Origin of the sequence: Protofrankia sp. Cr2 (assembly GCF_963555885.1) — a bacterium.
In the GTDB taxonomy this organism is placed as follows: domain Bacteria; phylum Actinomycetota; class Actinomycetes; order Frankiales; family Frankiaceae; genus Protofrankia.
In genome coordinates, this window is record NZ_CAUVXG010000073.1 from 1 (window position 1) to 20,737 (window position 20,737).

The window sequence follows — 20,737 nt, forward strand, 5'->3', positions numbered from 1 at the left end:
TCTCGGGGGTGGTGGGCTCGGGGGCGCCGTCGGCGGAGGTGGAATCGGTAGCGGAAATGGCGGTGGCCGGAACGGGTAGCGGCGGAACGTCGAACTCCAGTGGGGAGTATCGCTCGCGCAGGTGGTTGGAGCGCAGCTCGTGGACGCGCCAGCCACGTGGCTTGCCGGTGGGTCCTATCTCACCGGTGGTCAGGGTGAACGCTCCGTCGAACAGCGCGGAGCGGCGGATCACGCCATGCTGGTCACCGCTTGCCACGAGTGCGGCAAGCTGCGCCCACCGTGGGTCGCCCCTGCCGATCGGGTCCAGCCGTGCGGCCTCGCGCAGCATGTGCTCCGGCGTGCCTGCCGGGTGCACGGCCACATACAGAAACACCCCGGCTTCGGGCGCGGCGGGAAACAACACGATGTCAGCGGGGCCCAGCGCGGCGCCGATCCGCGCGATGAGGGCGCTCGTGTCCACCACCGTGCCGTTCGGTGCCCGCACCAGAGACTGCACCCGCCCCAGCAGGACGATCGCGCCGTTGTCCCGGATGAAGGCACGGTCGCCGGTGTGCAGCCAGCCGTCCTGGACTGTGCGGGCGGTGACCGTATCCTCGCCGACGTACCGGGTGAACGTCGAAGGGCTGCGCACGAGCAGTTCGTTTCCGTCGCCGATCGCGACCTCGACGCCATGGACCGGGACGCCGACGCTGTCGAACGCCGCGCCGGATCGGGCGGTGATCGACGTCGCTCCGGCCACCTCAGTCTGGCCGTAGACATTGCGCACGGGGATGCCGACCGCCTCCCACCAGGCACGCAGCTCGGCGGGGATGGGTGCGGTGCCGGCAAATGCGTCCCGGACCTGCGCGAGGCCGGCCTGGCTGCGCATCCGGCGGCCGAAGACCCACGCGCCGGGACGGCGTCTGGTCACACCGGTACGGCCAGCAGCCAGCGCCTGGTCAGCAGTGTGTCGTACCGAAGCGGCCAGCCGCCGTCCGAGCGCGCTGGACGACGCGGAACGCAACGCCTCACCCCGGATCGCCTCGTATACCAGTGGTGGTGCGAGCAGCACGCTCGGCCGGGCGGCCAGGAGATCGGGCCCGAGGGTAACCAGCCCGTCGCCATACCAGGTGTGGCCGGCCAGCATGAGCGAGACATACAGGGTGAGTAACCGTTCGGAGATGTGCGCGGTCGGCAGGAACGACAGGAACCGGGGAAACGGGTGCGTGGTCTCGTCGCGCACCGCGGACACCGCGGACACCATCGCCTGTTCGGATACGTCGATGACACGGGCCGGGCCGGTGGTACCGGTGCTCTGCAGGTACAGCAGTGTCTCCCCGGGCGGACGGGTCGGTAGCGCGGTCAGTCGCCCACGCACCAACGCGGTGTCGAACGGTTCGACATCGGCTGCGAGGGTGGTCAGCGCTGTTCCCTCGACACCGGGCAGGGCAACGATCCTGTCCATCTCGACGATGGGCAGCGCCAACCCGGCGGCGGATGCCCGCGCCCGTTGGGAACGACCGACCACCAGGGCATCGGCTCCGGTCATCCGCACGGCGCGGCGCAGCTCGTCATCGGTGGCGGTTACGTAGAGCGGCTGCACAGCGCGGCCGGACAGCCCCAGCGCCAGCTCCAGCACCGGGTAGCGGGCGTCGGTTTCGGCGAGGACCGCCACCGTAGCCGCCGGTCCGACGACCTGGCCGATGCTGTCAACAACGCCGAGGCCGTCGACAACGCCGAGGACCACGTGCGTGAACTCGTGCCAGGTGAGTGTGTGCCAGTCGGCACGTCGCTGCCAGCGACCCGGCTTCGTCGCATCCGATGGGCAACGGTAGGTAATTGCCGGTCGCTCCGGGTGCGCGCAGACGGTGTCCATCAGCATGGAGCGAAGTGTGATCCCGCCCTGCTCCGCATCGGTCACGGCTGACATCGTTGTCATGCTCCCACCTTCACGAGCGCCGGGACGGCGGCGGGTGCCGCGGCATGGCGGCGCGGCCGGCCGCGGACGAGCAGCAGGTAGAGCGCCGGACCCAGGAGCAGGTCCGTTGCGAGTGCGAACGACATGGTGAAGGCGGCGACGAGGCCCATCTCCTGCAAGGCGATCAGCGAGCTGGCCATCATGGAGACGAAACCGCCGATGAGCACGTAGGACGAGAAGCTCGCCGGTCGGCCGGTGCGCAGCATGGTCGCGGTCACGGCGCTCGTCGGGGCTGATCCGGTTCGGACCCGGTCCCGGATGCGCACGGACAGATGAATGGTGTCGTCGGCGGCGAGGCCGAGCGCGATGGCCAGGATCATGGCGGTGCCGATGCGCACAGTGATGTGGGCCAGACCCATGAAACCCAGGGTTGCGAAGACCGGCAGGATGGTCGGCACGATGCCGGCGAGGAACAGCTTTGCGTCCCGGATGGCGAACCACATGATGGGCAGGATCAACGCGAGCGCGGTGATGGCCGAGAGCATCATCTCGAACGAGAGGCTGTGCATGCCCTGCTGTGCCAGCCACCACTCGCCGACTGTCGCCACGTCGGCGTCCGGCATGGTTTCCCGTGCCGCGGCGCGAACCCGTTCGGCGAACGGCAGGGACCTCGCTGTGCCGATGTCCGGCACCCGCACGATGATCGCGGCTTGGTCGCCGGCCGAGGTGAGCAGCGTGTCCGCGAGCCGCTGTACGACCGGTCCGGCCTGGCCCTGGCGGGCCGCGACCGCGCCGGACAGATCGGCCGGGCGGCGGACGCAGCCGGAGTCGGTCTGCCCAGCCGTGACCGGCGGCTGTGGCGTCAGGTCGAGCGGAGATGCCACATAGCGCACCTCGGGCATCGCGCAGACCCGGTTCACCAGCGAGGCAAGCTGCCGCTCGGTGCCGACAACCGTGCCGGACCGTGGCCTGACCCACAGGACCGGGCCGAGGAATCCCGCGAACTGATGCTCGTAGGTGAATTGGGCGACTACCGCGGGATGACTAGCAGGTAGCTCTTCATTGACTTTCTGGTCGATCGACAGACCGGATGCGCCGACAATTCCCAGGGCTGTGGTGCCCAGCACGAAGCCGAGAACGACTGTGCCGGGGCGGCGTTGCAGCAATCCGTCGGCGCGGTGCAGCATTGCGACCGTCCAGGACGTGGTGTGTTGGCGGAACGCCTGCGGCGGAGCGTTGCGGTAGAATACGTGAATAAGCGACGGTACGGTCAGCCAGTTGGCAACATAGACGATCATTACGCCAAGTGCCGTGGACAGCCCGAACGACGAGATCGCCTTCATGTCCGCCGTGAGAAGCGCGCCGAATCCCACCATGGTCGCCAGGCCGGTCATGAATGCAGGCCAGGCCAGGATCGTGAATGCTTCGCGGTTCGCCGTGATGTGATCCCGTCCTGCCTCGCGCCGCCGGCGGTACTCCTGCTGGTGGTGCAGGGCCTCCGCGATGCCGACGATCAGGACCAGAGTCAGGACCTGGCTGTTGACGATGGAGAAGGGTTGCCCGAGCACCGTCATGACACCGAGGACCAGCGGTACCGACAGGGTGACGCCGGCAAGGCACGTCACGACGTCCCGGAGCCGGCGGAAATAGACGAACAGGATCACCAACATCACCGCGAGCAGAACCGCGATGCTGCGCAGTACGCTGACCAGCACTTCGTGGGCGTAGACCTGTTCGACCTCGGGATAGCCGGTGATGCGGGTCGCGATACCGGTCTGCCGCGACCAGTCGTGCACTGTGGCGCGGAACTGCTTCACCGCGGCACGCCAGTGGGAGAAATCGCTGTTGGCGATGTCGAGCGCGACGGTGACCGCGACCTGTCGGTTGTCGTCGCCGAAGATGATCCGCCGGGCTGACGGTGCATGCAGCACCGGCTCGATGACCGCTCGCTGCTCAGCAGGTGTGTGCGCATTGCTCAGGTCGGCGGCGACGCCGGCCGGATGCAGCCGGCCCGAGGCGTCGAAGAACGGGAACGTCAACGGCTCCCGCACCGTGACAAAGTGCGGCAGGTTGCGCAATCGGTCCGCAAGTTCGTGGGTCCGGGCCAGCGTGCCCGGGTCCCCGGTGTCACCGACGTCCGCGATCGCGACAAGGTCGTTGAATCCCAGGTCGCCGAAATCCTTCTCGAACGCCGCTGTCCGTGCCAACTGCTGTTGATTGCCGGTGAATACCGGACGGAACGACATGTCCATCCGCATGTTGAGTGTGCCGACTGCGCCGGCGAGGACGCCGAGGACGAGGCAGACCAGAACGAGCGGGCGGCGGCGCGCCAACGTGTCGTAGATACGACCGGCGCGTACGCCACCCGGGATTCCTGCCGCTGACACCCACTCGCTCCCTTAGCTGTTCGGCCCGGCGGTGCCCAGGCGGATCGCCGCCCCGGCCTCGGCGTGGCTCATCCCCAACTGGTCCATACCGATGCGGGCGCAGTCGTCGTAGCGGCCGAGAATAATACTGTGCCGACCCGGGCGCCCCGGAACGGCACAGGTCTCGCCGGTATCCTCCGCGCCGATCAGACGGAATATCTTCAGCATCTTCGGGAGGCAGTAGGCTACGTAACGCCGGTGCTGGGTGTGCTCCAGCAGCCACATCGAGCCTAAGGCCAGCACCATGAGCGAATAGCGGACGGACTGGGGCGAGCGTGCCGCGGCCATCCGGCCGACCTCGGAGTCCGAACCCCAGTCGGGCAGGTTCGGCGAAACCCCGAGTATGTCCGAGCTGTCGGACGGATACGGTTGTGAACGTGCGGTGGCAACGGGGACGCCGTCGCGCAGCAGGAGCATGACGTGGCTATTTGCGTCGCGGTGGTGTTCCAGACCGTCGCTGAACATGACGCTGCGTCGTTCGAGGAAGACCTCGTTCCGAAAATCGCGGGCGAGTTGCAGCTCGCTGTCGGAGCTGGCGCGGATCAGTTGGATACCGGCCGTCGATGATATCGGTGATATGGATGATATCGGCGAATCAGTGAGCACGGCTGGACTCCCGCGGCGATGCGTTGCTGCGACGGCGTGTCCATTCCGCGTAGGACTGCTCCAGCAGGGACGTGGTCAGCCAGAGTGTGGTGACCGCGACGCGATGTACTGCATCAGCCTGCTCGCGAGAGGTCACCGCATGGCGGATCGCGTGCTGTACCTCGGCCGCATGCTTGGAGTCGATCTCCGAGTGCGCCACGAAGAAGGCCATGTCGCGATCGCTCAGGCCGAGCGATTCCCGGGCCTTCACCAGCACCGGGCTGATGTGATCGTATACCGTTTCGGCCCAGTAGGAGTAGCCCAGGCGGGAAACCGGGCTTTCGCGTAGCACGACACCGTAGAGGTACTGGATGAGTGCGTCGGTCGCCGGCAGCGGCGCTTCGTCGACAGGTTCGTCCGGGCCGATCAGGCCGACCGCGCGCAGATCGTGCAGAACCAGTTTCTCGTGGCCGAGTTCCTCCCTGGCATGGCTGTAGACGAAGCGCAGCAGACCGATCTGTTCCGGCTCGGCGCGAAGGGCCGCGACCGCTTGGTTGATCGAATTATGCCGGGTGTAGTGGTAGATCTGGATCATTATGATTCGGTACAGCTCACGGTCGAAGCCGTGTGCCGTGACATGCTGCCAGAAAGCGCCTTTTCGGGCCTGTGCCCACTGGTCGCTGATCGAGGTGTTCAGGCGGGCGAAAAGTTCGTCGTGTATCGCATTCGGGACGACATCTTCGGGCGTGTCCACTGCGTCAAGGATGTCCTGGATCATTACTACCCCCATATAGGCGGATGAATGAGATCAACATGAATCTACAATGGCTGCCCGGAATATTGCACCCCTGATCGTGTGTCAAAAACCCGACAGATCGATCATGTAAGAAATCTACGACAGAATCGATGTCCGAAGGGAATCTACGGGTTTCCCGGTTCTCCGTCCACCCGCACCGCCGTCAATGTTCGTCAGGATTCAGGAGTCGTTCTGGATCTTCTACCCGGTTCGCCACGCCCAGGGCCTGCCTGCTCCGGGACCGGCGCCGGCAGCCGACGGACGGCGAGCGGACCCGTCACCGGACCCGTCAGCGGACCGGGACCGTCACAAAATGGAAAGATCGTCGGAATCTGCTTCACATCAGGCTCTGACCTGGTTCACATGTCGGGCGGGTCTCCTTGGCGCCAGACGCGGTCCAACGGATGGATCCGCTCTGTCGGTTGGGAGTACGTCACATGCGTAGACCGAGATTGACAGATCGCTCGGTGGACGATCGCTCGATGACAGGACGGAGGAGATTTCGGGCGCTGCCGTTGGTGGCGATGTCCGTGCTTGTGCCGTTTGCGGGAAGCGCATTCGCGGTGTCCGCGCTTCCCGCAAACGCGGCACCGTCCGGACCGCCCAGGACGCCTGACTGCGCCTGGCGGGTGGAAGCCTCGCCGGAGACGGTCAACGCGGGTCTGCTGGACAGCGACGCCGTGTACTGGGTCATGCCGTTCGCCGTCCAGAAGGATCTCAACATCGTGCTGTCGGGTACGTACGCGGATGCGCGTTACACATCCCTGACGGTGTACGACAACAGCTTCGCACCCTTCACCACGTCCAATGGTGTCATTTCGGAACTGACTGACTACCACATCGCGCCAGACGCGGGCAGCCTCAACCCGTGGCAGGTGCCGGCATCCCCGGGTGGTCACTTCACTGTTACTCTCCGCCCCGACGCAGCCCCGGGTCAGACCAACGTCCTCCCGCTTGCCCCTGAGGGCACCTCGGCGGGCCGGGCCGGGTATCTCATCTACCGGGTCTACCTGCCCACGGGTGGTGACCATGCGGTGTCGCTTCCCGGTGTGGCTTTCGAGCAGGACGGCACCACGGTGAACGTCCCGCTCTGCGCGCCCGGCTCGCAAGCCGGCGCCACGCCCGACATGGTGGCCGGCATGTCGGCGGCTGCCACGACGAGCGGAGATCTGCAGTTCGCCCGCGGGACGTCGAGCAACGGCTCATTGTTCCCCAACCCTGACAATGCCTATCTGGAAGCCTCGGTGACGCCGCCCGGCGGCGCCAACGTGGTCGTTGTCCGGGCCAAGGCACCTACCACGCCTGGTGGGGAGCATCCGGCGCCATGGCCGTCGGCGGCGAACCTGCGCTACTGGTCCCTGTGCGCGGACCTCCCGACACTGCCGCTGCCCGTGGTTGTGAACACGCTGCCCGACGGCACCGTTGACTACGGTTGCCGGGCGGACGAGGTCACGGCGCTCGACTCGACCGGCTACTACACGTTCGTCCTGGGTACCGAGGCGCAGCGGGCCGCAATCGACGGCATTCCCGGAGCGACGTTCGTACCCTTTTCCACGGACAATCCGACGACGCCGCACGTGCTGCTGCTGCGCAACCTTCTCGGTAATTTCCCGTATGCCGTCCAGAATGTTCCACCTGACAACAACCCGGCATCGGCCGCGGCGGTCATGGGGAGCTACTACCCACAGGCCGCGCTCTGCCCGCTGTCGACTCTTCAGGCCGGCGGTCCGGCGGCCTGCCTGTCGTAATTGACACTGCCGAGCCCTCCCGTGGGTGGACCGGGCGATTCCGGTTCACCCACCGGGAGAAAGAGCCGGACGGTGGTCCCGATGCCGGGAGCGGAATGTACGTCAGCGGTGCCACCGTGCGCCGCCGCGACGGCCGCGACGATGGACATGCCCAGACCGCTGCCGCCGTGGATCCGATCGCGGCTCCCCGATGCCCGCCAGAAGCGGTCGAATATCCGTTCAGCCGATTCCTGCGGCATGCCCGGCCCGAAGTCGCGGATCTCAAGCTGCACGCGGGTGCTGTCACGAGTAAGTTTTGCCTCGACACGGGCCGTCACCGGCGTATGGACCCGCACGTTCGACAGGAGGTTCCCGACCACCTGGCGCAGGGCGTCGGCGTCCCCGACCATCATGCACCGGTCCGGACAGGTCACTTCGATGGGACGGTCCGGCTCCACGGCGGCCGCATCGGCGACCGCGTCCCGCAGCACGGCGGACAGGTCCACGTTGGAGCGGTCCAGCGGCCGGTGCTCGTCGAGGTGGGCCAGATAGAGCATGTCGTCGACCAGCGCGCTCATCCGGGCGCTCTCCTCCTGGACGCGGCGCAGCGCATCGTCCACACCCGTCGGTGGGACGACACCCTGGCGCATCAGGTCGACATAACCGCGAATGGACGTCAGCGGAGTCCGCAGCTCATGGGAGGCATCGGCGACGAACCGCTGCAGCCGTTCCTGAGAGCGGCCCCGTTCCTCGAACGCCGACTGGATCTGACCAAGCATGATGTTGAGCGCGGCGGCGAGCCGACTGACCTCGCTGCGCACCGGCGAGTCGGGCACGCGCCGGGACAGGTCCCCGCCGGCGATTGCGGCGGCGGTCTCCGCGACGTCCCGCAACGGCCGCAGGCCACGGCCGAGTAGCAGCCACGCCGAGATGCCCGCGCCGGCAAGGACTGCGAGGCCGGCAATGAGCTCTATGCCGGCCAGTCGGGCGACGGTCGCGGTTACCGGGCGCAGTGGAACGGCGACCAAATCGGTCCCACCTTCAGCGGGTAGCACCCCGACGACCGCCCGGAAGCGCTTGCCGCCGTTGACGATGTTGAACGGAGCTCCGGATGCCGCCCGGGCGTCGAGGTCGATGACGGTGTTGATGAGCGGACCGGACGGTGCGGGTCCGCTGCCGCTCCCCGTGATGACCATGACCGAACCGTCGCGCCTGCGTAGTTCCACCACGTAGTCGGTCGGGGCGATCGCACGCTGCAGGTTTTCAGCGCTGATCACCGGTGCCATTCGGGCCAGTAAAACGCTACGGGCTGTCACAATGTTCTGGGCGCCACGTAGCTGATCGTCCGTCTGTTCGAAGAGATAGGTACGCAGCGCGAAAATGCTGATGGTGGCGGTCGTGGCCAACCCCAGCATGAGCAGGGCCAGCAAGCCGAACATCAGCCGGGTCCGCAGCGCGACCCCTCGATCTGGGTTGCTCATCGGCGCTGGACCGCCGCCGTGCCGGCTGGACGCATCGGTGGACCACCTTCGGGCTGGTTGACCGTCCGGGTGCGGGCGGGTGACCACATGGGCCTTGGCCAGGGTAAACATTTCGAGCGCTTTCCACCGGATCGACGCCGCCCGTGGTAACAGCCCGTGGTACCCGTACCGGCCGGGAACAGACCTGGAGGCGCAGCTCACATCGGATGCGGGATGTCGGCAGCATAGTTGTCTGTTCAATTAAGAGCCTGGGGCCAAAGGGCGCGCGACGATCGTCAGATCGCGCGCCCGGAGGCCGCAGTCCCCGGAGTGCTCATGGCAACCATCCGACTATCAGGAGTCCCGACTTCCATGACCATCACCGATATCGTTACCGGCGAAGATGCCCTGCTACTAGACGCTGCCGCCGCGGATCTGTTGTTCCATACGGCCCGGACTGCGAACACGTTCAGCGACGATCCGGTGTCCGACGAGCAGGTCCGTGCCATCTATGAGTTGATCAAATGGGCGCCGACCAGTATGAACGCGCAGCCGCTGCGGATCATCCTGGTCCGTTCGCCGGAGGCGCGGGAACGGCTGGTACGGCATCTCAGCCCGGGTAACCAGGCGAAGACGCGGTCTGCGCCGCTCGTGGCCATCGTGGCCGCGGATGTCGACTTCCACGAGAACCTCCCGCAGATCTTCCCGCATCTGCCGAACGCCAGGGACTTCTTCACCGAACCGGTTGCTCGCGAGCAGACGGCCCGCTTCAACGCCGGCCTGCAGATCGGCTACTTCATCCTGGGTATCCGCGCCGCTGGGCTCGCGGCCGGCCCGATGACGGGACTGGACGTCACCGCCGTCGACAAGGAGTTCTTCGCCGACCAGCCGTTGCGGACACTCGCAGTCATCAACATCGGCAGGCCCGGGGAGAACCCGTGGTTCGACCGCAGCCCACGGCTGGACTACGAGCAGGTCGTCTCCGTCCTCTGAAGCCGGTGCTGTGAAGCCGGTGCTGTGAAGCCGGTGCTGTGAAGCAACCCTGAAACAGGTTCTGAGACGGCCGCTACGGGCGCGTCCCGGAGGGTCGCTGATGATCGGCCACCTGCGTTTGAAGGTGGCCGATCATCGATTCCTGACCGGCTGGCTACCACATCTCGTGATGGACCGCCTGAGGCAGAGCGCGCCGGTAGGCCCAGTTGTGCCGTTCCAGGTCAGGGACGGTCTCATGATGTGTGACAGGCCCCAGACACAACCACGCGACCGGCCGGATGTCGTCGGGAATCCCGAGCATGTTCCGAACGGCCTGTTCACGGTAGAAGGACACCCAGCCGACGCCGATGCCTTCGGCGGTCGCGGCCAGCCACAGGTTCTCGATGGCCAGACATACGGAATACAGCCCGGCATCCGCGATGGAGTGTCGTCCCAGGACGGCTGGTGCGCCGCGCAGCGGATCGTATGTCACCACGACGGCCAGCGTGGACTCCATAACGCCGTCGATCTTGATCCGGCTGAAACGGGTGGCTTGGTCCGCGGTCAGCGTCGCGGCGAAGATCGCTTGTTCATGCCTGACATGATCATGAAAGGTTTTCCGGGTCCGAACGTTTTCGATCAGGATGAAGTCCCATGGCTGACTCAGGCCGACGCTGGGGGCGGCATGGGCCGCCGCGAGCACACGGTCCAGGACGTCAGTCGGGATCGGTGCTCCGGTGAACTGGGCACGCACGTCACGGCGTTTTTTGATCACATCGTAGATGTCTACGGACATGGCGAGGCTCCCGCGCTCCGACCACCCGACCATCGGCGGGTGGCACACATGCGAGGCCGGTCTTCGGACTCTCGGATCAACGCCTGGCCGCCCGGCCTTCCCAGGCCAGGTGGCCCAGTGGCTGCGCCTGCGCGCGTGGACGGTGACTCCCCGATGACCGCGGCGGGCCCGTGCCGGACTCTCACCGGCTTCCCGATTCTCCCTGGTCTCCCAGGGCACCTCGCGAAGGATGCCGCCACGATCATCGCACACGCGAGGCTCGGCCTGCCCGTGGAACGCCTGAAGTCGTCGGGTGACGGGGTTGGGGGGGTGGCGTGGTGAGCCAGCTGCGACGATCAATGTTCCCGTTCGGACACCAACCCGGCCTGGAAAGCCAGCTCGACAAGCTTCATCCGCTTCTGGTTCTGCGGCAGTTCTTCCACTCCGAACTTGCGAAACAATGTCCGTAGGTGAGTCTTGACCGCCTCGACACTGAAGAACAGCTCGTCGGCGATCTGCCGATTTGTTGCGGGGGTCGTGTAGGGGGTTCGCTCCTGGTACGGGCGACACAGGGATTCCAGGACCAGCAGCTGGGTCGACGACAGGGAGCGCAGGGTCACGATATTGTTCACGTCTTGGGTCTCTATCGCGCCACGGCCGGCGGCTGCGCGGCCGAAGCGGTTGTCACGATAAGTCAGCGAGGTCGAACCGACGAGAATAACGTCGCCGTCCTCGAGTCGGCGCCGTCCGACGAGCCGTTCCCCGTTCACAAAGGTGCCGTTACGGGACAACCCTCCGTCGATCAGTATCCAGTTGGTTCCAATCTGTTGGAACTGTGCATGCAGGCGAGAGACCTTGCTGTCCCACGCCAGCCTGACGTCGCTACCAGGACCGCGGCCGACCGTCACACCCACGGCCGCGGTCAGGTTCACCACCTGTTGTTTCCCGGTGCCGTCGCGGTAGAACAGGAAGATGTCAGCGGAGGAGTCACCATCCACGTTTCACACATCCAACGTGGCGCGCCGGCCGAATCCGCGAGGATCTGCGATGAGCCGATCAGGCATGACGCCGGACGCCTTTCATTACGAGTTTCATTCGTCGGATCGTATGGTACCGCGGCCCATGGGTCGGTGATGCGATGTGGCGAAGTTGATTCCTTCTGTTCGTATTCCCCATGATATTTCGACCAATATTCTATGCGTTATGAAAAATGCATATAAGTGCCGTACGTCCCCTGCCCGGACGGAACGCTACATATCCGGGTCTTCGCAGTCCTGCCGTCCGGGCGAAATGGATTGAAAGCGTCCGTCGTGCCACAGCAGCGGTCGACCGTGGCCCCGATAGAGCCCGATGACGGACCCGACGAGGATGGTGTGATCGCCACCAGGATGCAGGGCGTGCACCGTGCAGGTGGTCCACGCGAGCGCGTCGTCGAGTACGGGCACCTCGTGGACGATCTGGTGGGACACGTCGGTGAAACGGTCTGCCGAGGGCTGGGCGGCGAAGCCGGTGGCCAGCTCGACGCCTGTCGCGTCGAGCATGTTGATGGAGAACCGACCGGCCTGGCAGATCTCCACCAGGGTGGCTGAGCGGTTGCCGACGCAGGCAAGCACGAGCAGTGGATCGAGGGAGAGCGAGGTGACAGCACTCGCGGTCATGCCGCTGGGGCCGGCCGGTGTCACCGTGGCGAGCACCGTGACACCGGCGGCAAGCTGGGCGAAAACCGAACGGAACAGCTGTCGGGCCTGCTCGGGGCTGGCAGGCAGGTCGCCCGCGGCCAATGGACGGGGCTCGGGGACGGTGATCGTCGTCATCGCACCGCTCCTCTTTCAGTGGAAAGCGTGGCGTCGTCGGCGCGGATGTCGCTGTCGGCAGGAAAAACCACGTGATCGCCGAACAGGCCGCGCAGGATCCGCTGCATGTTGTCGCGCAAGGTGTGTTCGGCGATCGGATCGATGATCGCGGCGAGACTGGGCATGCCGAGATCGAAGTGCGCTGTGAAGGTCAGGGTGGCGTCCGGGCCGGCCTGGTATGCCTGCCAGGAGCCGTGAAAGGTGTCGAAGTCTCCGTCGGTCTGGCTGAAAGTGATTGTGTATGCGGCCGGATCGATGTGATCGCGTTCTGACCAGCAGAGCAGACCGTTGCGGAAGACGACCGACCAGTCGGAGTCGACGGTTCCATCGTCGTGATCGGTGATTGTGACCTCACGAACGGCATCGGTGTATTCGGGATAGCGGCCGAAATCGCTGACGCGGGCGAAAACGGCGTCCACACGGGCGGCGGGTACGAGAGTTTCCAGAGTGACGGTGCGCATCTCACACGCTCCTTTCGAGGGTTGTGGTGTGCGGGTGGCTGTCGCGCAACGCCCCGGCGGCGCCGGCGACCGCGGTCAGGACGAGGTCCGCATCGGCCGCCGTGAGCACCGCGGGTGGGGTGAGCCGGATGACGGTGTGGGCGTTGAGGGAGTGGTTCACGATCACTCCACGTTCGATCATTTCGAGGACGAGCTCGCCGGCGAGTCGGGCATCGGCCAGCTCGATGCCGATCAGCAGACCCGCACCCCGGACGTCGACCACGAGGTCTGGGCAGGTGTCGTGCAGGATGTTCCGAATGCCGGCAAGCAGCTGTTCACCGAGCACGCGGGCGCGTTCGACCAGCCCTTCGTCCTGGATGGCGGTCACGGCGGCCGCGGCCGCGGCCATGGCAACCGGAGCTCCCGCGAATGTGGATGTATGCAGGAACGGGTCGCGGTTGAACGGCGCGTACGTGGCGGCGGTCGCGACCATGGCGGCGACCGGGATGACCCCGCCGGAGAGGTTTTTGCCGACCAGCAGTATGTCCGGAATGACGTCTTCGGCATCGGCTCCCCACCAGTGCCCCAACCGGCCCAACCCGGTCTGGATCTCGTCGACCACCAGCAGCGCGCCGTGCTCGTGACAGAGCGCGGCGACGTCACGCAGGTAACCGGCGGGCGGGAGGACCACGCCGCCTTCGCCCTGCACCGGCTCGACGACCACGCAGCAGTCTGGAACCTCTCCCAGGACCGCGGCCAACGCCGCGGAGTCACCGAACGGTACGTGCCGCACTCCTGGCAGCAACGGCCGGAACGGCGTCTGGTAGAACTCGCGTGCGGTCAGCGACAGGGCACCCATCGTCTTGCCGTGGTAACCGCCGATCGTGGAGACCAGACTGGTACGCCCATTGGCCCGGGCAAGCTTGATGGCCGCTTCGGTCGCCTCGGCACCCGACGTCACGAAATGCACGTAGTCCAGACCGGGCGGGGTGATCTGGGCGAGGGTCTCGGCTGCGTGCGCAGCGGTGGGCTCGAGTAGCAGCCGGGTCGCCATCGGGTGTCGTTGGATCTGGTCGACCACAGCCCGTACCACTGCCGGATGGCGGTGTCCGAGTAGAAAGACCCCGTAGCCGCCGCAGTCGAGGTACTCGCATCCGGTGGCGTCCCAGACCCTGGCACCGTCGGACGCTACCTCCACCAACCCGCCGGTCAGACCTGCCAGCCGGGCCCGACCCCGGCTGACGTGCCGGCGATAGGTGGCCGCGACCTCGGCCGCACCGGTCGGGTAGTACGTGGGACCGTTCGTTCTGTTCGTTCTGTTCGTGCTGTTCGTGCTGTTCATGCTGCAACCTCCGTCAGCTCGGCCGCACGCTCGTCGACCAGGCCCTTGGCCAACGCCAGATATCGCACCGACGCAGCGAACGAGCTTTCCAACGCTTGCGGCGTGGGTGCCTGGGTACCGGGGATGGCACCGAGGCTGGTGGGGAACGGGTGTGCCCCGGAGAACAGCGCGGTCATGGCAAGAAGGTCATCGAAACGGCGCCTGGCCGGCGGGGGCAGCGGGTCGATGAACACCGGCCGGATCAGCCGTTCAACCATGTCCGGAACGACCAGCCGCGGCGCGGTCACCGCGATACCCAGCCGCTGCGCGGTGGCCACACAGAAACCGAGCATGCTCTGGGCGGTCAGCGCCTGCGGCCCGGCGCTCAGCCAGTGCACGCCGTCGGGAATCCCGGCACGGACCAGCGCGGTCAGCGCGCGGGCGACGACGTCCTGGGGGATGAAGTCGATCCGCGAGAACGGTTCCAGCGGTACCAGCGGAAGCTGGTTCTTCAACACCGCACTCGCGATCGTGTGCAGTCCCTGGAGGCGGACGATGTGCCCGGTGGCCGAGTCGCCGATCACCACCGACGGTCGGACGATGGCGGCGGGAACGCCGCTGGCGCCCACCAGGTGTTCGGCGGCCCGCTTGGAATCCAGGTAGTCCTCGGGACGCGCGACGGCCTCCCGCAGATCGTTGCCGGTCGCGCTGCGGGTCAGCTCGGCGCGCGCGACGAAGGCGGTGGAGACGTAGAGCAGCCGTGCCTTGCTGTCGGCGGTGAAGTCACAGATTCGCCCAGTGCCGGCTACGTTGAGCTCCCGGATGGTCTGAGCTCCGGCGGCGAAGTCGGTGACCGCGGCAGCGTGGACGACGAAATCGACCTGATCGCACAGTGTTTTGTAGGTCATCTGGTCGAGTCCGAGCCGAGGTCGGGCGATGTCGCCATGGACCTGTTCGGAGTCGACCCGGCCACGGCGAGTCAGGCTGATCACGCTGAAATGACGCTGGAGCATCGGCAACAGCGCGCTGCCCACCACGCCGGTGGCTCCGGTGAGCAGAATCGTGGGACGAGCGGACATTGTTTTCCCCTCATAGCCAATGGTGCTGCGGCACCGGTGATGTGAGCCGGTTCGGATGTGAGCCCGTTCGGGTCAGCCGACACGCAGTGGCTGCCCGGCGAAGTAGTCGCACAGCGGGTCCGACATCCGGGCTCGGGACGGTGGGTGGAATGCCAGCGCCGCGGTACAGGAGGCCAGGTAGGCCACATCGGGCGAGCTGATGTAGGCCATGCCGCCCAGCGCTTCGACGCTGCGGCGCACCGCGCGGGCAATCGCGTCCTGAACGGCGAATCGGCATACCAGCGCCGCCGCGAAGGCGGCTTCACCGGCTAGGCCGAGTTTCATTCCGCGGGCCACGCCCTCCACGCAGCCCATTGCAGCTTCCAGCTCTACCGCGATACCGGCGCGTTCGGATGCCGCGGTGCGGCCGGCGGCCAGCACCCGCTCGGCAAGTGCGCTGGCCATCCCCAGATAGGAGGCAGCCATCAGCAGTTCGAACCACAGAAACCCGGCGGTCTGCAGTTCGTCGGGGGTGTCATCGGGCCCGATCTCGGTGCGCACCACCAGATCGGCGGGCACCGCCACCTCGTCCAGGGCAACCTCGTCGGACTCGGCGGCCGCCAGGACCGGTGACTTCCAGAACGGCCGCACCGACATGCCGGGGGTGCCGGCTGGAACGAGGGCCACGGCCAGCTGGGTACCCTCGCTGTCCGTTCGGGGCACGGACACCGATGCGGTGAGCAGGTCCATGGAACGGGCCAGGCTGCACGGCTTCTTGGCTCCGGAGATCGCCACGCCGTCCCCGGTCGGGCGGGCGGTCATGCCGGGGGAGAGGATGGCCTGGCCGGGGCGGCCTTCGGCGAAACCGGAGGCCACGAGCAGCCCGTCGCGGGCGATGCCCTCCAGCAGCATCCACTCGAAGCCGGTGCTGACCCGGCTTGTCGCCACCAGGCTCGCGATCGAGAAATGGTGCATTGTCGTCGCCACAGCCAGCGACGGCGACAGCGAACCGAGCGCGCGCTGCACGCGGACCGCCTGGAGCACGTCGGCGCCGATGCCGGCGTGTTCCGTCGGCACAAGCAGCGCCGGCCCGTGGTGAGCCCGAAACGTCTTCAGCGCCGGGCTACCCTGTTCTTCCAGACTGGTCAGGTCGTAGCCGCGCAACGCGGCATCCAGACCCGGTAGCAGCTGCTCCAGCGTCCGGCGTTCCTTGGTCAGAAACCGCATTATCGTGCCTTCCCCTCGATGGTGTCCGCTACGGCTGAAAATCGATGTCGGACCGGCGTGCCAGCCGGTACACCAATCAGGTTCGGCTCTGTCCCCGGCCCCGTTCCAGGCATCTCAGGGTTGGCCGGCACGGCCCAGAGGGTGTGGGAAAACACCACCTAGGTAGTGGCGGGTGTGCACGCCGCGGCGCGGATTTACCGGGGCACACCAAGGTGGGGTTTCCCGCACCCTTGAGCGGGTGGTGTGCACACCTGAGATGTATGGACTGGGTCGAGGTCGTGGCCCAGGCTTGAGGGAATCCGGTTTGCGGTCGCCGGTTCTGGTTCGGACGGAAGCCACCTCGTCCTCGATATCGGATCGAGCGTCCCGATAAACAAGAAGGGAATGGAGTCAATGGCGAGAGACAGCGGGGAGACGGCCACCCTGAGAGTGAGTACCCAAAGCAACGAGACCAGAGTACGGGCGGGTCGGACGTGCGTGGTCGGACGTGGCCCGGAATCTGACATCGTCATGGCCGATGTGCAGGTTTCCCGAAGCCACCTGGTGATCGAGCCGGCCCGCAATGGATGGTCGGTGCGGGATGTCAGTTCGAACGGGACCTGGGTGAACGGCGAAAAAGTGGCTACCAGGACGGTCCGTGGCCGAACCAGCTTCCGGCTCGGCACACCCACCGGCCCAGAGCTCGTGGTCGACGCCCAGGCCCCGTCCGCGGGGACACCTACAGCCGAGCTGGCGACGCTGCTGCACGACAGCCCCGAGCGTGTACCCGGGCCAGGTGGATCCGGAAGGCCCGGTGGGTCCGGAAGGCCCGGTGGATCCGGCGCCCGGGATGCACACGCTCCTGGCGGCGGCAAGCCCGGCGGCAGCAATCCCGGGGTCGGAATTCCCGGGGCGAGGACTCCGGGTTCGCGAAAAGCCATGATCGAACCGCCGTCGGCGGCTGAGACGAAGAATGCACCGGGCCGAGCCGAGATCGAGTACGAGCGCCACAACGTCCACCAGTTGTTCTACGGCACAACGTCGATCGGACGCAGCGCGGACAACGACATCACCGTGGCCGACCTGCTCGTCTCCCGACGCCACGCTGAACTGCACGTCGGCTACGCCGAGATCGAGATCGTCGATGTCGGGTCGGCCAACGGCACGTTCCTCAATGGACGGCGGGTGACTCAGGAATCCCTGAAAGAAAGCGATGTGGTCGCGGTCGGACACCACCTGTTCCAACTGCGAGGCAACACGCTGGTAGAGGCCGTCGACAAAGGGGATGCCACCTTCGAGGCTCAGGGACTGTCGGTGTCGGTCGGCGGCAAGCAGCTGATGCATGATGTCAGTTTCCGGTTGCCGGCGCGCAGCCTGCTTGCTGTGATCGGCCCGAGTGGTGCGGGAAAGTCGACCCTGCTGGGCGCCATCACCGGGTTCCGTCCCGCGGACACCGGTTGTGTCCGCTATGCCGGCCGTGACGTCTACGCCGAGTACGACGAGCTGCGCCGCCGGATCGGCTACGTGCCCCAGGAAGATCTGCTGCATTCCGCCCTGACCGTGCGCAGGGCCCTGGAATACGGGGCCGAACTACGTTTCCCGCCGGACGTCAGCGCCGATGAGCGGCGGACGCGCATCGATGAGGTGCTGGCCGAGCTTGGGCTGACAGCGCATGCGAACACACAGGTCAGCCGGTTGTCGGGCGGTCAGCGCAAGCGGACCAGCGTGGCGATGGAGCTGCTGACCAGGCCATCGCTGCTGTACTTGGACGAGCCGACGTCCGGTCTCGACGCGGGACTCGACAAGTCGGTCATGATGTCACTGCGTAAGCTCGCGGACGGTGGGCGCACCGTGGCCGTGGTGACGCACAGTGTGGCTCACCTCGACTCGTGCGACTACGTCATGGTCCTTGCCCCTGGCGGGCATGTCGCGTACTTCGGCCCGCCGCGCGGCGCCCTTCCGTACTTCGGCAAGCCCGACTTCTCCGATGTGTTCCTCGAGTTGGAGGCGACGTCGGGTGAGGATGCCGGGGCCCGCTTCCGTGCATCCAACCTCTACGTCGCCGCATCCGTGACCGCACCGTCCGCCCGGCCGGCACCCGCGGAGCTTGCGAGCCTGCGCCAGCAGTCGGTGTTCGCGCAGCTGTCAACGCTGTTTCGCCGCGCGCTGTCGGTGACCACATCCGACCGTTCCTACCTGCGACTCATCATCGCCTTCCCGGTCCTGCTCGGGCTGGTACCGCGGGGTGTCCGCGCCCGCCACGACCTGGGTGTGGTACCCGGCCAGTCGAACCTGGACGCACCCACGGTGTTGCTGGTGCTCGTCGTCTGCGCCTGCCTGATGGGGGCGGCCAACGCCGTTCACGAGATCGTCAAGGAGCGGGCGATCTACCGTCGGGAACAGACGATCGGCCTGTCGACGACGGCCTACCTGAGTTCGAAGATCGCCATCCTGGCGCTGATCACCGGCGTCCAGTCGGTGATCCTGACGTTGATCGCCCTGCTCGGCCGGGCTCCGGCACATGGAGCCGTCATCGATTCGCCCTGGCCGGAGGTGCTACTCGCGGTCGCGGTGGCTGCGCTCGGTTCGGCAATGCTGGGTCTGGTGATCTCTGCACTGGTGGACAAGGCGGAGAAGGCAATGCCGCTGCTCGTGCTGATCACTATGGCCCAGCTGGTGCTCTGTGGCGGCATGGTGCCGGTCATCGGCCGCCCCGGGTTGGAACAGGCGAGCTGGCTGGCCCCTGCACGCTGGGGTTTTGCGGCACTGGCGTCGACCACGGATCTCAACGTGGTGTCGCGGAACGTCGTCGACGGCGATTCACGCTGGAATCACGTCGCGGCCACCTATCTCGGCAACCTGATGTTCGGGCTTGTAGTCGCGGCCGGGGCGGTCGCGCTCTGCGCCTACATCCTCAGGCGTACCGAAACGCGCCTGCTGCGCCGCGCCGCGAGGAGGAGCGGCCGACTACGAAGGAATCACTGTTGCATTCCTCGTCAACAACGCTGAGGGGATTGCACCAGTAACGAGTCTCCGGGACGGAGCAGGAACCACCAAGGTGTGGTTTCCCTACCCCTCCAGGGGGTGGCGGGTGTCCCTGAGATGTCTAGGCCGAGGCGCTTCGGTAATCCAACATCGTTGTATGGAACGGTCCAGATATCGAGCCTGCCGGTGCGGGATCGCTGCGTACCTGGTTGACAAGGGCACTGCGGACAGCCCGGCAAGCCGGCGGACCGAAGGAACTCGGCGGGTGAGGACGGTTGACATGGCGCAGGAGATCACGGCTTCGGTGTTGAGTTTCATGGACATCCCACCGCTGACCGTCGTGTACAGCGGGGGCGGTCCGTTCGGCATCGCCTATGGACTCGGGATCGCCCATGCCCTGATCGCCGCCGGCGTGCCCCTGCGGGACGTGGACGCGCTCGGTACGTCATCCGGCGCATGGGTCGCGTCGTGTGTGGCCACCGGCGTGGGACGTGAGGTTCTGTGCGAGGTGCCACCGGTCCGGGTTCCGAACCCGATTCCGGGATGGATCCGGCGGACGGCTCGTAGCGTGTTCGGTGCGGCCCACGACGAACGGGTGCGGATCTCGGCGGTCCAGGTGCCCACGCTTCGCCGGCAGATATTGTCAGGGGGACGTTTCCCCCTGGCGGACCTGGTCGCAGCCTCCTCGAGCCTGCCCGGTCTGTTCCCACCCTCCCCGGTTGGTCATGGGCTGTACGTGGACGGCGCGGTCCGTTCACAGGCGTCCGTCGACCAGGCGCCAGCCGCACGCAACCTGCTGGTGATCGCGCCCGTCGCCGGTCCGATACTCGGCGCCGGCGGGCGGATCATCGAGCAACTGCTGACTCGGGAGATGCGTCGTTGGACGAAGGCAACCGGTGGCACGGTGCACCTGGTCCGGCCTGACAGCGCGATCAGTCGGTTGGTCCGGCACCCGCTTGACCTGTTTGACCAACGTCGGGCACACGATGTGTACCCGATGGCGTTCGAGCAGGCGGCCCAGCTGCTCCAGACCCGGCCTGCGCTTGCTTCCCTGACCCGGCCGGTGGACGTTCCGTTGGCCGCCTGAGCGGCTGGATCGGCCGGCGTCACCGAGGCGCTCTTACGAAGCACCTCCACCGGAGGGCGTGCCGCCGTACGAGGAGCCGCCACCGGATGGTGTGCCGCCACCGGAGGGCGTGCCGCTTGGCGACGGTCGCGTCGAGGGTGGGTGGGATG

16 protein-coding genes and 1 riboswitch are annotated in these 20,737 nt (G+C 66.6%); of the genes, 4 read left to right on the top strand and 12 right to left on the bottom strand.

What is annotated here, in order from left to right; genetic code table 11:
• The 4 genes from U9978_RS21695 to U9978_RS21710 form a co-directional block, all read right to left on the bottom strand.
• Window positions 1-1,918 (bottom strand): AMP-binding protein (locus U9978_RS21695; RefSeq protein WP_322762993.1); only part of this gene is annotated, 1,918 nt, incomplete at its 3' end.
• Complete coding sequence (locus U9978_RS21700) at window positions 1,915-4,284, bottom strand: efflux RND transporter permease subunit (protein WP_322762994.1); 2,370 nt, start codon at window positions 4,282-4,284, stop codon at window positions 1,915-1,917. The genes U9978_RS21700 and U9978_RS21695, both read right to left, overlap by 4 nt.
• Before the next feature lie 12 nt (window positions 4,285-4,296).
• Window positions 4,297-4,929 (bottom strand): hypothetical protein, encoded by a 633-nt coding sequence (locus tag U9978_RS21705; RefSeq protein WP_322762995.1) that lies wholly within the window; start codon window positions 4,927-4,929, stop codon window positions 4,297-4,299.
• The gene (locus tag U9978_RS21710; RefSeq protein WP_322762996.1) at window positions 4,919-5,686 is read right to left on the bottom strand and encodes an iron-containing redox enzyme family protein; all 768 of its coding nucleotides are present in this window, start codon (window positions 5,684-5,686) and stop codon (window positions 4,919-4,921) included. The genes U9978_RS21705 and U9978_RS21710 overlap by 11 nt, the downstream gene beginning before the upstream one ends.
• A gap of 500 nt (window positions 5,687-6,186) precedes the next feature.
• Between U9978_RS21710 and U9978_RS21715 the strand changes: the two genes are divergently transcribed.
• On the top strand, window positions 6,187-7,452 hold the full coding sequence (locus U9978_RS21715) for a hypothetical protein (protein ID WP_322762997.1): 1,266 nt from the start codon (window positions 6,187-6,189) through the stop codon (window positions 7,450-7,452).
• Here U9978_RS21715 and U9978_RS21720 read toward each other — a convergent pair.
• The gene (locus U9978_RS21720; protein ID WP_322762998.1) at window positions 7,419-8,912 is read right to left on the bottom strand and encodes a HAMP domain-containing sensor histidine kinase; all 1,494 of its coding nucleotides are present in this window, start codon (window positions 8,910-8,912) and stop codon (window positions 7,419-7,421) included. The genes U9978_RS21715 and U9978_RS21720 overlap by 34 nt on opposite strands.
• 357 nt (window positions 8,913-9,269) lie before the next feature.
• On the opposite strand from U9978_RS21720, the gene U9978_RS21725 reads away from it, so the two are divergent.
• Window positions 9,270-9,884: a malonic semialdehyde reductase gene (locus tag U9978_RS21725; RefSeq protein WP_416211089.1), complete on the top strand. Its 615-nt coding sequence runs from the start codon at window positions 9,270-9,272 to the stop codon at window positions 9,882-9,884.
• Between the two features lie 154 nt (window positions 9,885-10,038).
• Here U9978_RS21725 and bluB read toward each other — a convergent pair whose 3' ends face one another.
• The 7 genes from bluB to U9978_RS21760 all read right to left on the bottom strand — a co-directional run bounded on the left by bluB (window position 10,039) and on the right by U9978_RS21760 (window position 16,537).
• On the bottom strand, window positions 10,039-10,659 hold the full coding sequence (gene bluB, locus U9978_RS21730) for a 5,6-dimethylbenzimidazole synthase (protein ID WP_322763000.1): 621 nt from the start codon (window positions 10,657-10,659) through the stop codon (window positions 10,039-10,041).
• Window positions 10,660-10,695: 36 nt separating this feature from the next.
• Window positions 10,696-10,897: riboswitch (cobalamin riboswitch) on the bottom strand.
• A gap of 97 nt (window positions 10,898-10,994) precedes the next feature.
• Window positions 10,995-11,636: an FHA domain-containing protein gene (locus U9978_RS21735; RefSeq protein WP_322763001.1), complete on the bottom strand. Its 642-nt coding sequence runs from the start codon at window positions 11,634-11,636 to the stop codon at window positions 10,995-10,997.
• A 252-nt stretch (window positions 11,637-11,888) separates the two neighbouring features.
• Window positions 11,889-12,452 carry a flavin reductase family protein gene (locus U9978_RS21740; protein WP_322763002.1) on the bottom strand — a complete coding sequence of 188 codons (564 nt, stop codon included), beginning with the start codon at window positions 12,450-12,452 and terminating at the stop codon, window positions 11,889-11,891.
• On the bottom strand, window positions 12,449-12,952 hold the full coding sequence (locus U9978_RS21745; protein ID WP_322763003.1) for a type II toxin-antitoxin system RatA family toxin: 504 nt from the start codon (window positions 12,950-12,952) through the stop codon (window positions 12,449-12,451). Before U9978_RS21745 ends, U9978_RS21740 begins: the two co-directional genes overlap by 4 nt.
• 1 nt (window position 12,953) lies before the next feature.
• Window positions 12,954-14,273, bottom strand: coding sequence for an aspartate aminotransferase family protein (locus U9978_RS21750; RefSeq protein ID WP_322763004.1), 1,320 nt, complete (start codon window positions 14,271-14,273; stop codon window positions 12,954-12,956).
• Window positions 14,270-15,331, bottom strand: a complete 1,062-nt coding sequence (locus tag U9978_RS21755; protein WP_322763005.1) for an SDR family oxidoreductase — start codon at window positions 15,329-15,331, stop codon at window positions 14,270-14,272. Before U9978_RS21755 ends, U9978_RS21750 begins: the two co-directional genes overlap by 4 nt.
• A gap of 72 nt (window positions 15,332-15,403) precedes the next feature.
• Window positions 15,404-16,537 carry an acyl-CoA dehydrogenase family protein gene (locus U9978_RS21760; RefSeq protein ID WP_322763006.1) on the bottom strand — a complete coding sequence of 378 codons (1,134 nt, stop codon included), beginning with the start codon at window positions 16,535-16,537 and terminating at the stop codon, window positions 15,404-15,406.
• A 393-nt stretch (window positions 16,538-16,930) separates the two neighbouring features.
• Between U9978_RS21760 and U9978_RS21765 the strand changes: the two genes are divergently transcribed.
• Window positions 16,931-19,525 (top strand): ATP-binding cassette domain-containing protein, encoded by a 2,595-nt coding sequence (locus U9978_RS21765; protein ID WP_322763007.1) that lies wholly within the window; start codon window positions 16,931-16,933, stop codon window positions 19,523-19,525.
• 241 nt (window positions 19,526-19,766) lie between these two features.
• Complete coding sequence (locus U9978_RS21770) at window positions 19,767-20,588, top strand: patatin-like phospholipase family protein (protein WP_322763008.1); 822 nt, start codon at window positions 19,767-19,769, stop codon at window positions 20,586-20,588.
• Window positions 20,589-20,737 lie beyond the last annotated feature (149 nt).